Raw genomic sequence first — 14,018 nt, 5'->3', positions numbered from 1 at the left:
CCGCACCCCCGCGGTCACCCCACCCGCCCCCGGCCCCTCAGGCGCTCACCCCCGCTTCCACCCCCTCCTCCTCGAACTGCGTCCGGTACAACTCCGCGTACCGCCCACCGGCCGCCAGCAGCTCCTCGTGCGTCCCCCGCTCCACGACGCGCCCGCCCTCGATCACCAGAATCAAGTCGGCGGCCCGTACGGTCGACAGGCGGTGGGCGATCACCACCGCCGTCCTCCCCTCCAGCGCCTCCCCGAGCGCCTCCTGCACGGCGGCCTCCGAGGTGTTGTCCAGATGGGCCGTCGCCTCGTCGAGGACGACCACCCGCTGCCGCGCCAGCAGCAGCCGCGCGATCGTCATCCGCTGCCGCTCCCCGCCCGACAGGCGGTAGCCGCGCTCCCCCACCACCGTGTCGAGACCGTCGGGCAGCGCCCGCACCAGCGTGTCCAGGCGCGCCCGGCGCAGCGCGTCCCACAGGTCCTCCTCGTCCGCGTCCGGCCGCGCCAGCAGCAGGTTGGCGCGGACCGTGTCGTGGAAGAGGTGGCCGTCCTGCGTCACCATGCCGACCGTCGCCCGCAGCGACGCCGCGCTCAGGTCCCGTACGTCGACACCGCCCACGCGTACCGCCCCCGCGTCCACGTCGTACAGCCTCGGCAGCAGGGCGGCGACGGTCGACTTGCCGGCGCCGGAGGAGCCGACGAGGGCGACGGTCTGCCCGGGTTCGGCGCGGAAGGAGATGCCGTGCAGGACCTCCTCGCCGCCGCGTGTGTCGAGGGCGGCGACCTCCTCCAGGGAGGCGAGGGAGACCTTGTCGGCGGACGGGTAGCCGAAGCGGACGTCGTCGAGCTCCACGGCGGCCGGGCCCTCGGGCACCTCGCGGGCGTCCGGCTTCTCCCGGATCAGCGGGTCGAGGTCCAGCACCTCGAAGACCCGCTCGAAGCTCACCAGCGCGCTCATCACCTCCAGCCGCGCCCCGGCCAGCGAGGTGAGCGGCGCGTAGAGGCGGGTGAGCAGCAGGGCGAGGGCGACCACCGCGCCGGCGTCGAGGGCGCCGGACAGGGCGAGCCGGCCGCCGAGGCCGTAGACCAGGGCGAGAGCGAGGGCGGAGACGAGGGTGAGCGCGGTGATGAACACCGTCTGGGCGGTGGCCGTCCGCACGCCGATGTCCCGCACCCGCCGCGCCCGCACCGCGAACTCCTCGGACTCCTCCTCGGGCCGCCCGAACAGCTTGACCAGGGTGGCGCCGGGCGCCGAGAACCGCTCCGTCATCCGGGTGCCCATGGCCGCGTTGAGGGTGGCGGCCTCGCGCTGGAGGCCGGCCATCCGGCGGCCCATGCGCCGCGCGGGGATCACGAACACGGGGAGCAGAACCAGCGCGAGGAGGGTGATCTGCCAGGACAGGGTGAGCATCACGCCGAGGGTCAGCGCCAGGGTGACGACGTTGGACACCACGGTGGACAGGGTGGTGCTGAACGCCCGTTGGGCTCCGATGACGTCGTTGTTGAGACGGGAGACGAGCGCGCCCGTACGGGTGCGTGTGAAGAACGCGACCGGCATCCGCTGCACGTGGTCGAAGACCGCCGTCCGCAGCCCCAGGATGAGATCCTCGCCGAGCGCCGCCGAAAGGCGGCGGCCGAGCACGCCGAGGACCGCCTCCACCACCGCGATCAGCGCGATGAGCAGCGCCAGACGCACCACCGTGTCCGGGTCGCCGCCTGACACCACGGTGTTCACCACCCGCCCGGCGAGCACGGGGGTGGCCACGGCGAGCGCCGCGGTCGCCGTGCCGAGCAGCAGGAACAGGATCAGTTCGCGGCGGTGCGGGCGGGCGAAGGCGCCGATGCGCCGCAGGGTGTCCCGGGTGACGGGCCGGCGCTCGTCCTCGGCGGTCATGACGCTGCGCAGCTGCGCCCACGCGGTGGTCTCCATGCTCATGAGGGCGACGCTAGGACCTCAAGCATGATTGAGGTCAAGGAGGCCCCGCCCCGCCGCCCCGGCCCGCGGGCGACGGCCGTCGCCGTGCGTCCGGCCCGTCGCAACCCTCCGTTCGCGTGCGTCGTTCACCCTCTGTGGACATGACGGTGACGATCCGCCGGGTGCTGTGCGTGCTGCCGCTGCTGCTCGTGGCCGTGGTCGCCGTACGGCAGCGGGAGGTGCTGGCCGAGGGGCTCGGTCTGGTGACGACCGCCCGGTGGCCGTGGCTGCTGGCCGCGGCCGGTGTGACGTGTCTGACCTGGCCGGCCGCCGCGTGCACCCGGCAGGGCGCGGTGCTCGAGCGGCTGCCCGGACGGCGGCTGCTGGCCGCGCAGTTCGCGGCGGGCGCGGCCAACCACCTGCTGCCCACGGGGCTGGGGGCGAGCGCGGTCAATCTGCGGTTCATGACGGTGTGCGGGCTGAGCCCGGCGCGGTCCTCGGCCGCGCTGGCCCTGTATCTGCTGGCGGAGTGCGTCGGACGGGTGGGGCTGCTGGGCGCGCTGCTGCTGGCGTTCCCCGACGCGCTGCCGTTCGGGTCGCTGCTGCCGGACGAGGCGCCGGTGGGGCCGTTCCTCGTGGCCGGCGCGGCGCTCGTGCTGGTCCTGGGCGCGCTCGCCGCCGTACGGCGGGTGCGGACGGTGGTGGCCGGTTTCCTGCGGACGGCGCTGGGCGAGGCGCGCTCGGTGCACGCCCGGCCCGCGCGGGCCCTCGCGCTGTGGGGCGGGGCGCTGGCCTTCCCGGCGCTCCAGGCGGGCGTCCTGGTGCTGGTGGGGCGGGCGTTCGGGCTGGCGGTGCCGTCGGCGCACCTGGCGGTGGCGTATCTGGCGGCGACGGTGGCGGTGGCGCTGGTGCCCACGCCGGGCGGGATCGGCTCGGTGGAGGCGGCGCTGGTCGTGGCGCTGGCGGCGGCCGGCGGGGCGGCGGCGGTGGCCACCGCGGTGGTGCTGGTGTTCCGGCTGCTCACGGTGTGGCTGCCGCTGCTGCCGGGCGCGCTGACGCTGGCGGCGCTGGTGCGGATGAAGGTGATCTGACGCGCTGCGCGGGTGTGGTGGCGTGTGAGGGGGCTCGGCGGGCGGGTAGGGTCCCGGTCCCGCTCACGGAAGGAACCACGTCATGCCCGTACGGATCGAACGCCGGGGAGCCGTCACCACGGTGGTGCTGTCCCGCCCCGAGGCGCGCAACGCGGTGGACGGGCCGACGGCCGCCGAACTCGCGGACGCCTTCCGCGCGTTCGAGGCGGACGACGAGGCGCGGGCGGCGGTGCTGTGGGGCGAGGGCGGCACGTTCTGCGCGGGCGCCGACCTGAAGGCGCTGGGCACGGAGCGCGCCAACCGGGTCGCCGAGGACGGCGACGGGCCGATGGGCCCGACCCGGCTGCGGCTGTCCAAGCCGGTGATCGCGGCGGTGTCCGGGCACGCCGTGGCGGGCGGTCTCGAACTGGCGCTCTGGTGCGACCTGCGGGTGGCCGAGGAGGACGCCGTGTTCGGGGTGTTCTGCCGCCGCTGGGGCGTGCCGCTGATCGACGGCGGCACGGTACGGCTGCCGCGGCTGATCGGCACCGGCAGGGCGATGGACATGATCCTCACGGGGCGTCCCGTGCCGGCCGCCGAGGCGTACGCGATGGGGCTGGCCAACCGGGTGGTGCCGGTGGGGCGCGCCCGCGCGGAGGCGGAGGAACTGGCGGCCTCGCTGGCCCGGTTCCCCCAGGCGTGCCTGCGCTCGGACCGGGCGTCGGTGCTGGAGCAGGAGGGGCGGGGCGAGGAGGCGGCGCTGGCCTCGGAACTCCGGCACGGGGCCGCCGTGTTGGCGGAGAGCCTGGAGGGGGCGGCCCGGTTCGCGTCGGGGGCAGGGCGGCACGGCTCGTTCGACGGGGTGTGAGGGCGGGTCCGGCTGCCCGACTCGGCGTGCGGGCCCGCCCGCGACGAGGCGCGTGGTACGAACTGCCCTGCGGAATACGGCAGGATGAGCGACGGTGCCCCCGCAGGTCAACGCGGGTGCGGCACCGGTGGATCCCGTATACCTCGAGCAGGTGACTTCACGTGACACGACTTCACATACGGCTCTCGGCCCAGGAGAGGCGGCCGTCGGCCCAGGGGTGCGCGGGGGGTGCGCGGTGACCCGCTCCCTCACCGTGGACGATCTCATGCAGGCCGGCATCGCCCTCGCCGCCGGCCTGCTGGCGGCGTTCCTGCTCCGCATGCTGCTGCGCTGGCTGGGGCGGCACGCCGAGCGCACCGCCTGGCGCGGCGACGACATCATGGTGCAGGCACTGGGCACGGTGGTCCCGTGGGCCGCCATGGCCGGCGGCGCGGCCTCCGCGGCGGCGGCGCTGCCGCTGACCCGCACCGTTCAGCACACGACCAACCAGGCGCTGACCCTGCTGGTGATCTTCGTCGCGACCGTGGCGACCGCCCGGGTGGTGGCGGATCTGGTCCGCTCGGTCACCCAGTCGCGGTCCGGCGTGGCCGGGTCGGCGACGATCTTCGTGAACATCACCCGGATCGTGGTCCTGGCGATCGGTTTCCTCGTCGGGCTCCAGACGATGGGCATCTCCATCGCCCCGCTGCTCACCGCCCTCGGCGTGGGCGGTCTTGCGGTGGCGCTGGCGCTCCAGGACACGCTCGCGAACCTCTTCGCGGGCATCCACATCCTCGCCTCCAAGACCGTGCAGCCGGGCGACTACATCCGTCTGAGCAGCGGCGAGGAGGGCTACGTCGAGGACATCAACTGGCGCCAGACGACCGTCCGTGAGCTGTCCAACAACCTGGTGGTCATCCCCAACGGCCAGCTCGCCAAGACGAACATGACCAACTTCATGCGGCCCCAGCAGCAGCTGACCATCCTGGTCCAGGTCGGCGTGTCGTACGACAGCGACCTGGAGCACGTGGAGCGGGTGACGAAGGAGGTCGTCGCCGACGTGATGACCGAGATCACCGGGGCGGTGCCGGAGCACGAGCCGGCGGTGCGGTTCCACACCTTCGGCGACTCGCGCATCGGCTTCACCGTGATCCTGGGCGTGGCCGAGTTCAGCGACCAGTACCGGATCAAGCACGAGTTCATCAAGCGGCTGCACCGGCGCTACCGCGAGGAGGGCATCCGCATCCCGTCCCCCGCGCGGACGGTCGCCCTCCAGCAGGGCACGGTGCTGATCCCGTCCCAGCGGGACGCGTCGGCGGCGCCGGACGACATGACAACCGGCCGGCCGGTCTGACGGCGGCGGGCCGCAGCAGCCGTGCGGCGCTGCGGCCCGGCGTGCGAGGCTGCGGTCCGACGTGCGGCGCTCCGCGACGGGCGTTTCCGGGGAACTCGGCGTGGACCCCTGTCGAGCACGGGGCCGTCACAAGATATCTTGATGTCGAGCAATGTTGCAGACGTGGAGCGGAGCACCCGGTGACTGACTCGACCATCATCTATACGCACACTGACGAGGCCCCGGCCCTGGCGACGTATTCCTTCCTGCCGGTGGTCCAGGCGTACGCTTCGCAGGCGGGTGTCGCCGTGGAAACGCGGGACATCTCGCTGGCCGGGCGCATCATCGCCGTGTTCCCGGAGTACCTCACCGAGGACCAGCGCATCCCGGACGCCCTCGCCGAGCTCGGTGAGCTGGCGAAGACGCCCGCGGCCAACATCATCAAGCTGCCGAACATCTCGGCGTCCATCCCGCAGCTCAAGGCCGCCATCGCCGAGCTTCAGGGCAAGGGCTACGCGCTGCCGGACTACCCGGACGACCCCAAGACCGACGAGGAGCGGGAGATCCAGGCCCGCTACGACAAGATCAAGGGCTCGGCCGTGAACCCGGTCCTGCGCGAGGGCAACTCCGACCGCCGCGCCCCCGCCTCGGTGAAGAACTACGCCAAGGCCCACCCGCACCGCATGGGCGCCTGGACCTCCGAGTCCAGGACGAACGTGGCCACGATGGGCCAGGACGACTTCTGCTCCACCGAGAAGTCGGTCGTGATCGCCGAGGACGGCGCGCTGCGCATCGAGCTCAAGGGCGACGACGGCTCCACCACCGTGCTGCGCGAGTCGGTGCCGGTCCTCAAGGGCGAGGTCGTCGACGCCTCCGTGATGCGCGTCGCCGCGCTGCGCGAGTTCCTCACCGCGCAGGTCGCGCGCGCCAAGCAGGAGGGCGTGCTGTTCTCCGTGCACCTGAAGGCCACGATGATGAAGGTCTCCGACCCGATCATCTTCGGTCACGTGGTGCGCGCCTTCTTCCCGAAGACGTTCGCGCAGTACGGCGAGAAGCTGGCCGCCGCCGGCCTCACCCCGAACGACGGTCTGGGCGGCATCTACAAGGGCCTGGAGAACCTGCCCGAGGGCGCCGAGATCAAGGCGTCCTTCGACGCCGAGCTCGCCGAGGGCCCGGAGCTGGCGATGGTCGACTCCGACAAGGGCATCACCAACCTGCACGTCCCCTCGGACGTCATCGTGGACGCCTCCATGCCCGCCATGATCCGCACCTCCGGCCACATGTGGGGCCCCGACGGCCAGGAGGCGGACACCCTCGCGGTGCTCCCGGACTCCTCCTACGCCGGCGTCTACCAGGCCGTGATCGACGACTGCCGCGCCCACGGCGCCTACGACCCGTCCACCATGGGCTCGGTCCCGAACGTGGGTCTGATGGCGCAGAAGGCCGAGGAGTACGGCAGCCACGACAAGACGTTCGAGATCCCCGTCACCGGCACGGTCCGCCTGGTCGACCAGGCCGGCAACGCCGTCCTGGAGCAGACCGTCTCCGCCGGTGACATCTTCCGCGCCTGCCAGACCAAGGACGCGCCCATCCGCGACTGGGTGAAGCTGGCCGTCACCCGCGCCCGCGCCACCGGCGACCCGGCCGTCTTCTGGCTGGACGAGGCCCGCGCGCACGACGCCAACCTGATCGCCAAGGTGAAGGCCTACCTGCCGGAGCACGACACCGAGGGCCTGGACATCCGGATCCTCAACCCGGTCGAGGCGACCAAGCTGTCGGTGGAGCGGATCCGCCGCGGTGAGAACACCATCTCGGTCACCGGCAACGTGCTGCGCGACTACCTGACCGACCTGTTCCCGATCCTGGAGCTGGGCACCAGCGCCAAGATGCTGTCGGTGGTCCCGCTGATGGCGGGCGGCGGCCTCTTCGAGACGGGCGCGGGCGGCTCGGCCCCGAAGCACGTGCAGCAGCTGGTCAAGGAGAACTACCTGCGCTGGGACTCCCTCGGTGAGTTCTTCGCGCTGGTGCCGTCGCTGGAGCACTACGCGACCACCACCGGCAACGGCCGCGCCAAGGTGCTCGCCGACACCCTCGACCGCGCCACGGCGACCTTCCTCAACGAGGACAAGTCCCCGACCCGTCGCGTCGGCGGCATCGACAACCGCGGCAGCCACTTCTACCTGTCCCTGTACTGGGCGCAGGAGCTGGCCGCGCAGACCGAGGACGCGGACCTGGCGAAGGCGTTCGCGCCGCTCGCGGAGACCCTCGCGGCCAACGAGGCGAAGATCGTCGAGGAGCTGATCTCCGTCCAGGGCAAGCCGGCCGACATCGACGGCTACTACCAGCCCGACCCGGCGAAGGCCTCCGCGGTCATGCGCCCGTCCACCACGTGGAACGAGCTGCTGGCGTCCCTGAGCTGACCCGACGCCTCCTGGACTCCGCCCCGGCCGGCCACGCGCCCGGCCGGGGCGGAGTCGTGTCCAGGGCTCGGCTCGGGGGCTGCGGGGCCGTTGTCAGTGGTGTATGGCACCTTGATCGTCGTACCCGACCGACAGCACCTTTGGAGCAGCGCATGACCGTCGTGCCGCCCTCGTTCGACCTCCTCCCCGGCGACCCCGCCTCCCCCGTGATCCTCCATGTGCCGCACTCGGCGCGGGAGATACCGGGAGACGTACGGTCCGGGATCGTCCTGGACGACGCCGCGCTGGAGCGGGAGCTGGACCACATCACCGACGCGCACACCGCGGCGGTCGCCGAGCAGGCGGCGCGGGCGGCGGGGGTCACACCGTGGCGGTTCGTGAACAGGCTGTCGCGGCTGGTCGTGGACCCGGAGCGGTTCCCGGACGAGCGGGAGGAGATGCTGGCCGTCGGTATGGGCGCGGTCTACACGCGGACGACGCACAAGGGCGTGCTGCGCCCCGACGGCTTCGACGCGGGCCCGCTGATCGAGCGGTACTTCCACCCGTACGCGCAGGCGATGACGGAGGCGGTGACGGACCGGCTGGCGGCGACGGGGCGGTGCGTGATCGTCGACGTGCACTCCTACCCGACGGCCGCGCTGCCCTACGAACTCCACGGCGCCGGCCCGCGCCCGCCGGTGTGCCTCGGCACCGACGCGTTCCACACCCCGCCGGCTCTGCTCACGGCGGCCCGTGAGGCGTTCGCCGCGTGCGGGGAGACGGGCCTGGACAGCCCGTTCGCCGGCACGTACGTGCCGCTGGAGTACTACGGCAAGCGGCCGGAGGTGACGGCCCTGATGGTGGAGATCCGCCGCGACACCTACATGACGGAACCGGGCGGCCCGGCCCATGAGGGAGTGACCCGCCTGGCCTCGGCACTGGCGTCACTCATCGACGCGGTGTGAGCGGCGCAGGGTCTCCCTGAGGGGAACGCCGCCGCCCTCATCGACCGGTGTCGGACGGCCGCGTCCCTCAGGCGCGGAGCCACTCCGTCACGACCGTCCCCTCCGGTGTGTGCAGGCGGAGGGCGAAGGGGCCGGGTGGGGGTGTGGGGGCTGTGAAGCGGCCCATGTCGTCGGTGGTGAGCGGGGTGGCCGGGCGGGAGGCCGTGAGGATGTCGATGCGGGCGGGGACCGGGGGGAGGACCTGGCCGATCAGGCCCTCCTCGGTCAGCTCGACGTCCAGCGTCACCTCGCCCGCGCTGAACGTCAGCATGCGCGGGGCCGCCGCCGCGCCCCGCACGGGGAGCGCGTCGAGGAGGGAGTCGAAGGTCAGCTCGGCGACCCGCGCCTCCAGGTCGCGGAGCGCGAACGCGTCGACCGCGGCCTGGAGCAGTGCCGGGGGCACCGGGTCCAGGAGGGACGCGGCCTGCCGCAGCTCCTCCTCCAGCAGCTCCTCCTCGACGCCGGGGCCGTCGCCGAGACCCGTGCCGTCGCCGAGACCCGTGCCGTCGCCGAAGCCCGTGCCGTCGCCGAAGCCCCTGCCGTCGCTGATGCCGTCGTTCATGCCGTCCCCCGTGCCTCCAGCCGGGCCCGCAGCCGGCGCAGGCAGCGCTGGCGCATGGGCCCGATACTGCCCACCGCGATGTCGAGCGCGGCGGACACCTCCTGATAACTGGGCGGAGGCGTGGAGATCAGCACGCGCAGTAACTGCCTGCACCGCTCGCCCAGTTCCTCGAACGCCTGCCACAGCCGCCGTACCCGCTCCCCGTGCGCGGCGGCCTCCTCCGTCTCCAGCAGCGTCTGTTCGGGCTCCCCGTCCTCGCTGACGGTGTCGAGCACCTGCGGGTCGTCGGTGAGGACCAGTCGCCGCGCCTGGCGATGCACCTTCAGGCACTCGTGGCGTGCGGTGCTGGCCAGCCAGGAGCCCGCCTTCTCCGGCTCGCGGAGGCGGTCCAGGTGCTGGGTGAAGCGGAACCAGACGGTCTGGTACACCTCGTGGGCGTCGGCGTCGGACAGCCGGTGGGCCCGCACCACGGACCAGACCAGCGGGCCCAGGCCCTCCACGATCGCCTTCCAGGCCGCCGCGTCACCGTCGACAGCGGACCGGACCAACGCGCCGACTTCCGAACGCTCCACGGTGCCACCCCTCGTGTACGGCACGTCATGGTACGCCGCGGAGGGGACGGTTCCGTTCATCGTGGACGTGCGGTGGGCGCCGGGGGGACGCGCACGGGGCGCCAGGTGGGCGGCAGCAGCGCGGGCCTGTGCGCCCCGCGCACGTCCGCGAACTCGTCGACGGCGTCGAGAAGTTCCCGCCGGGCTGCGCGCGGGTCGCGCACACCGCGCGCCGTCATGTGCGCGGCGATCATGCCGACCGCGACGGGGGTGGCGAACGAGGTGCCGCTCCACTGGGCGAGCCCTTCGAACATCACCTGGTCCGGCTTGGCGGACCCGCCGTCCTCGCTCAACACACCGGTGTGGCGCGGGTGATGGCAGGTGCAGGCGTAGCTGAAGCCGTAGCGGCAGGTGTCGTACGTGGAGTGCTGGTACACGTAGGGGACGGGCGTACGGAAGCCGGTGAGGGCGCTGGTCAGCCGCTCGCCGGGGGCGTACGCCTTCACCCAGCCGCCGTGGTTGGTGAAGCAGGCGCCGGACGCGCCGTCCGCGCGCAGCGCGCCGACCGACAGCACGGCGTCCTCGTAGCCGGGCAGGTCGGCGTAGGCGGCGGGCCAGAAGGGCGTGGCGCTGGCGTTGTTGCCCGCGGCGGCGACCAACAGCGTGCGCTGTCCTCGAAGTTCGCGCATGAAGGCGTCGACGCCGAGGAGGCCGTCGGTGCGGCCGTTCGTCGTGCCGGCGGAGAGGCTGAGGACGTCGGGCCAGCCGCCCGCGTCGACGGCGTCGAAGAGCTTCTCGCCGAACTCGTGCTCCAGCACCGCCCCCGCGTCGTTGAGGGCGTTGCTGACGGTGATGTCGGTGTGCGGGGCGACGGCGGCGACCAGCCCGGCGATGAACGTGCCGTGTCCGCAGTACTGCTGGAGGATGCCGTCGTCGTCGCACTCGGTGACCTGGGCGTCCCCCCGGGTGCGGGCGAGCGGCGGGTAGTCGCGGTAGTCGTGCGTCAGGCCGGTGTCGACGACCAGGACCCGGGCGGCGTCCCCGCCGGGCTCGCCGTCGGTCCCGGCGACGGCCGGGTTGGGCCGGGTGTCGCGCGCCACGGGCACCGGCTCGTCGCCCGGGCAGGCGTTGACGGCGATGTGCACCACGTGGTTCCGGCTGACCATGCGGCGGCCTGCGCGGCCCTCCACCGCGGCGAGCGCGCGCAGCGCGCCCGTGACGGCCGGGTCGCCGGCTGCGTCGCCCTCGCCGGGGTCGGACACCTGGATGCGGACGACGCCGGAGCGGTTGCCGGCGGGGCCGAGGCGGCGGACGCGGTCCGGGACGCCGGCCGCGAAGGTCCGGAAGTGCCCGCGCACGGTGTCCTCGACGACCTGCGCCTCCTCCCCCTCGCGGGCGAGGACGACGCCCTTCTCGTAGAGGAACTCGCCCGCGTCGTCGGGTCCCACGGCCAGCGGGACCTCGGGCATGGAGCGCTGGATCTGCCGGTACTGCTCACGGAAGCGCTGAGGTGGCATGGCGTGTCCTCCACTTGGGGCGACGGGGCCGGGGCCGGGGAGCTTTCGTGAAGAAGAGCCTTGAGGCGACCCCCTGATACAACGCCGCATCTGTGAGGTGTGGTTGAAGACCACTACCATCGTGGAGGTGACAGCGGGAAGCGACGCGGTGCAGGACCTCCTTCCGCTGGTGTTCGCCGCCCCGAACGAGGCGCTGACGCAGGCCGAGGCCGTGCTGCGCCGCCGCCCCACCCCCCTGCACGCCTCCGTCGCCCATCAGGTGATCGGCATCTGGCAGCGGGACTTCGGGGACACCCGGCTCGCCCTGCGTCATCTGCGGCGGGCGCGGGACTGGGCGGCGCGGGCGGGTTCGGCGGACCGGGAGGCGGACGTCCTCGCCACGCTCGGGGTCGCGTTGGTGCACTCGGGGCGCACGCGGCAGGGGATGGACGCCCTGGGCCGGGGCGTGCGGCGCGGCACCGGCCACACCCGGGCCCGGGTGCTGTTCCGGCGGGCGTACGCGTGGTGGGTGCTGGGCCATCACAAGGAGGCCCTGGAGGACGTACGGCGGGCCGTCCCGGTGCTGCGGCACGCGGGGGACGTGATCTGGACGGCGCGCGCGCTGACCCTGCGGGCGACGGTGCATCTGGCGCTGGGCGCGGTGGAGCGGGCGGAGGCGGACTTCGCGTCGGCGGAGGACCTGTGGGCGGTCACGGACCAGGAGCACGACAAGGCGGACGCGGTGGAGAGCCGCGGGCTGGCAGCGTTCCGCTCCGGTGACGTGCCGGCGGCGCTGCGGCTGCTGGACGAGGCGGAGGAGCGGTACGCGAAGCTGGGCACGCCGACGTTCATGCTGAGCATCCGGCGCTGCGAGGTGCTGATGGCGGCCGGTCTGGCGGCGGAGGCGCTGGCCGAGGCGGACACGGCGATCGCCGAACTGGACTCCATCGGCGGGCAGTCGACGCGCAAGGCGGAGCTGCTGCTGGCGGCGGCGCGGGCCGCCCGGCAGGCCGACGACCCGGCGACGGCCATCGCGCGGGCGGGACTGGCCGTGCGGCTGTTCGCGGGGCAGCGGCGCGCCTGGTGGGAGGCGCAGGCCCGGCTGGTGCTGATCGGCGCCCGGCACGCGGCGGGTAAGAGTTCCGGGAAGCTGGTCGCGGACGCGGCGGCGGTGGCGCGGACGCTGGCCGGGCTGGGCGCGCCGGCCGCCCCGGAGGCGTTCCTGCTGGCCGGGCGGATCGCGCTGGACCTGGACCGGCCGGCGGACGCCGAGCCGTATCTGGCGGTGGCCGCGCGCAGCCGGCACAACGGACCGCCGCTCGCGCGGATGACGGGCTGGGCGGCGCAGGCGCTGCGCGCGCGGGCGGCCGGCTCCACGCGGGGCGTGCTGGAGGCGTGCCGGCGCGGGCTGGACGTGCTGGACGACCACCGGATGACGCTGGGCGCGTCGGAGCTGCGGGCGCGGGCCACGGCGCAGGGCGCGGAACTGGCGGCGCTGGCGCAGCAGGCGGCGCTGCGGTCGGGCGGGCCACGGCGGCTGCTGGTGTGGAGCGAGCGCTGGCGGGCGACGGCGCTGTCCGCGCCGCCGACCCGGCCGCCCGCCGACCCGGAGCTGCTGAGCCACATGACCGCCTACCGGGAGATCGCGGCCCGCGCCGAGGAGGCCCGGATGGAGGGCAGGCCGGTGCCGGCCCTGGAGCGGGAGCAGCGCCGCCTGGAGCGGGCGATCCGCTCCCGCACCCTGCACATGCGGGGCGAGGCGCACGGCGACGACGCCCGCTTCGACGCGGGCCGCCTCCTGGACCGGCTGGGCGACGGCGTGCGGCTGGTGGAGCTGGCGGTGGTCGACGGGCGGGTGCAGGTGCTGCTGTGCGGGCAGGGCCGGGTGCGCCGGTTCGAGGCGGGGCTGCTGGCGGCGGCCGAGACGGAGGCCGAGCATGTGCAGGCGGGGCTGCGGCGGCTGGCCCATCCGGGGGCGCAGGCACGGCTGCCGGTGGTGGAGGCGGCGGGCCGCCGTCTGGAGGAGCTGCTGCTGGGGCCGGCCGCGGCGTACCTCGGCGAGGGGCCGGTGGTGATCGTGCCGCCGGGGCGGCTGCACCGGGTGCCGTGGGCGCTGCTGCCGTCGCTGCGGGAACGGGTCGTCAGCGTGTCGCCGTCGGCGAGCAGTTGGCTGCGCGCCCGGGAGACGCGGCCGCCGCGCGGCGGGCGCAAGATGCTGGTGCGCGGTCCGGGTCTGGCGACGGGCGGCGCGGAGGTGACCCGGCTGGCCGCCCGCTACAGCGGGGCGACGGTGCTGGAGCACGGGGAGGCGTCGGTGCCGCGGGTGCTCGCGGAACTGGACGGGGCGGGTCTCGCGCACATCGCGGCGCACGGCACGTTCCGCACGGACGGCCCGATGTTCTCCTCGCTGCGGATGGCCGACGGCCCGCTGATCGTGCACGACTTCGAACGGCTCGGCCGCAGCCCGTACCGCATCATCCTGTCCTGCTGCGACACGGCCCGCTTCGCCACGGTCGGCGCGGACGAACTGCTCGGTCTGGTCACGGCGTTGCTGCCGCTGGGCACGGCGGGCGTGGTGGCGTGCAGCGCCCCGGTCAACGACGCGGCGGTGGTCCCGCTGATGCTCGCCCTGCACGAGGGCCTGGCCGCGGGCCTGCCGCTTCCGGAGGCGCTGCGCGACGCCCGTGCGGCCCTCCCCCCGGACGCCCTGCACCGGGCGACGGGCTGGGCGTTCACGGCGTTCGGGGCGGCATGACGGGCGGCGTGCGCAGCGGGCCGGCCACGCCCGACGCGCGCGGAGTGAGTACTCACTCATTGACGGAGTGAGTACTCACTCCGTACGCTGTGCCCATG

General features: G+C 74.1%; 10 protein-coding genes. 6 read left to right on the top strand and 4 right to left on the bottom strand.

Features of this window, described 5'->3' with window-relative positions; genetic code table 11:
• Positions 1-37: 37 nt before the first annotated feature.
• Complete coding sequence (locus ACFOSY_RS12195; RefSeq protein WP_394306782.1) at positions 38-1,924, bottom strand: ABC transporter ATP-binding protein; 1,887 nt, start codon at positions 1,922-1,924, stop codon at positions 38-40.
• 140 nt (positions 1,925-2,064) lie between these two features.
• Between ACFOSY_RS12195 and ACFOSY_RS12190 the strand changes: the two genes are divergently transcribed.
• The 5 genes from ACFOSY_RS12190 to ACFOSY_RS12170 all read left to right on the top strand — a co-directional run bounded on the left by ACFOSY_RS12190 (position 2,065) and on the right by ACFOSY_RS12170 (position 8,517).
• Positions 2,065-2,994, top strand: a complete 930-nt coding sequence (locus tag ACFOSY_RS12190) for a lysylphosphatidylglycerol synthase transmembrane domain-containing protein (protein ID WP_394306781.1) — start codon at positions 2,065-2,067, stop codon at positions 2,992-2,994.
• Between the two features lie 82 nt (positions 2,995-3,076).
• Complete coding sequence (locus tag ACFOSY_RS12185; protein WP_394306780.1) at positions 3,077-3,841, top strand: crotonase/enoyl-CoA hydratase family protein; 765 nt, start codon at positions 3,077-3,079, stop codon at positions 3,839-3,841.
• A gap of 235 nt (positions 3,842-4,076) precedes the next feature.
• The gene (locus tag ACFOSY_RS12180; protein WP_394306779.1) at positions 4,077-5,174 is read left to right on the top strand and encodes a mechanosensitive ion channel family protein; all 1,098 of its coding nucleotides are present in this window, start codon (positions 4,077-4,079) and stop codon (positions 5,172-5,174) included.
• A gap of 179 nt (positions 5,175-5,353) precedes the next feature.
• Positions 5,354-7,573, top strand: a complete 2,220-nt coding sequence (locus tag ACFOSY_RS12175) for an NADP-dependent isocitrate dehydrogenase (protein WP_394306778.1) — start codon at positions 5,354-5,356, stop codon at positions 7,571-7,573.
• A gap of 152 nt (positions 7,574-7,725) precedes the next feature.
• On the top strand, positions 7,726-8,517 hold the full coding sequence (locus ACFOSY_RS12170) for an N-formylglutamate amidohydrolase (RefSeq protein ID WP_394306777.1): 792 nt from the start codon (positions 7,726-7,728) through the stop codon (positions 8,515-8,517).
• 67 nt (positions 8,518-8,584) lie between these two features.
• Here ACFOSY_RS12170 and ACFOSY_RS12165 read toward each other — a convergent pair whose 3' ends face one another.
• From ACFOSY_RS12165 to ACFOSY_RS12155, 3 genes are read right to left on the bottom strand one after another with little or no spacing between them, the layout of a single operon-like run.
• On the bottom strand, positions 8,585-9,118 hold the full coding sequence (locus ACFOSY_RS12165; RefSeq protein ID WP_394306776.1) for a hypothetical protein: 534 nt from the start codon (positions 9,116-9,118) through the stop codon (positions 8,585-8,587).
• Positions 9,115-9,690: an RNA polymerase sigma factor gene (locus ACFOSY_RS12160; RefSeq protein WP_394306775.1), complete on the bottom strand. Its 576-nt coding sequence runs from the start codon at positions 9,688-9,690 to the stop codon at positions 9,115-9,117. The genes ACFOSY_RS12165 and ACFOSY_RS12160 overlap by 4 nt, the downstream gene beginning before the upstream one ends.
• A gap of 56 nt (positions 9,691-9,746) precedes the next feature.
• The gene (locus ACFOSY_RS12155) at positions 9,747-11,186 is read right to left on the bottom strand and encodes a S8/S53 family peptidase (RefSeq protein WP_394306774.1); all 1,440 of its coding nucleotides are present in this window, start codon (positions 11,184-11,186) and stop codon (positions 9,747-9,749) included.
• 127 nt (positions 11,187-11,313) lie between these two features.
• On the opposite strand from ACFOSY_RS12155, the gene ACFOSY_RS12150 reads away from it, so the two are divergent.
• A complete protein-coding gene (locus ACFOSY_RS12150; RefSeq protein ID WP_394306773.1) occupies positions 11,314-13,920 on the top strand; it encodes a CHAT domain-containing protein in 2,607 nt (868 codons plus the stop codon).
• The last annotated feature ends 98 nt before the right edge of the window (positions 13,921-14,018 follow it).

Origin of the sequence: Streptomyces lusitanus (assembly GCF_042647945.1) — a bacterium.
In the GTDB taxonomy this organism is placed as follows: Bacteria; Actinomycetota; Actinomycetes; order Streptomycetales; family Streptomycetaceae; genus Streptomyces; species Streptomyces pseudogriseolus.
The sequence above is the reverse complement of the archived record's forward strand: the minus strand, read 5'-3'. Positions and strand labels throughout refer to the sequence as shown.

Coding starts and splice junctions, on each gene's coding strand:
- ACFOSY_RS12195 (WP_394306782.1), bottom strand. CDS start 1,924: ATGAGCATGGAGACCACCGCGTGGGCGCAGCTGCGCAGCGTCATGACC.
- ACFOSY_RS12155 (WP_394306774.1), bottom strand. CDS start 11,186: ATGCCACCTCAGCGCTTCCGTGAGCAGTACCGGCAGATCCAGCGCTCC.
- ACFOSY_RS12185 (WP_394306780.1), top strand. CDS start 3,077: ATGCCCGTACGGATCGAACGCCGGGGAGCCGTCACCACGGTGGTGCTG.
- ACFOSY_RS12190 (WP_394306781.1), top strand. CDS start 2,065: ATGACGGTGACGATCCGCCGGGTGCTGTGCGTGCTGCCGCTGCTGCTC.
- ACFOSY_RS12170 (WP_394306777.1), top strand. CDS start 7,726: ATGACCGTCGTGCCGCCCTCGTTCGACCTCCTCCCCGGCGACCCCGCC.
- ACFOSY_RS12165 (WP_394306776.1), bottom strand. CDS start 9,118: ATGAACGACGGCATCAGCGACGGCAGGGGCTTCGGCGACGGCACGGGC.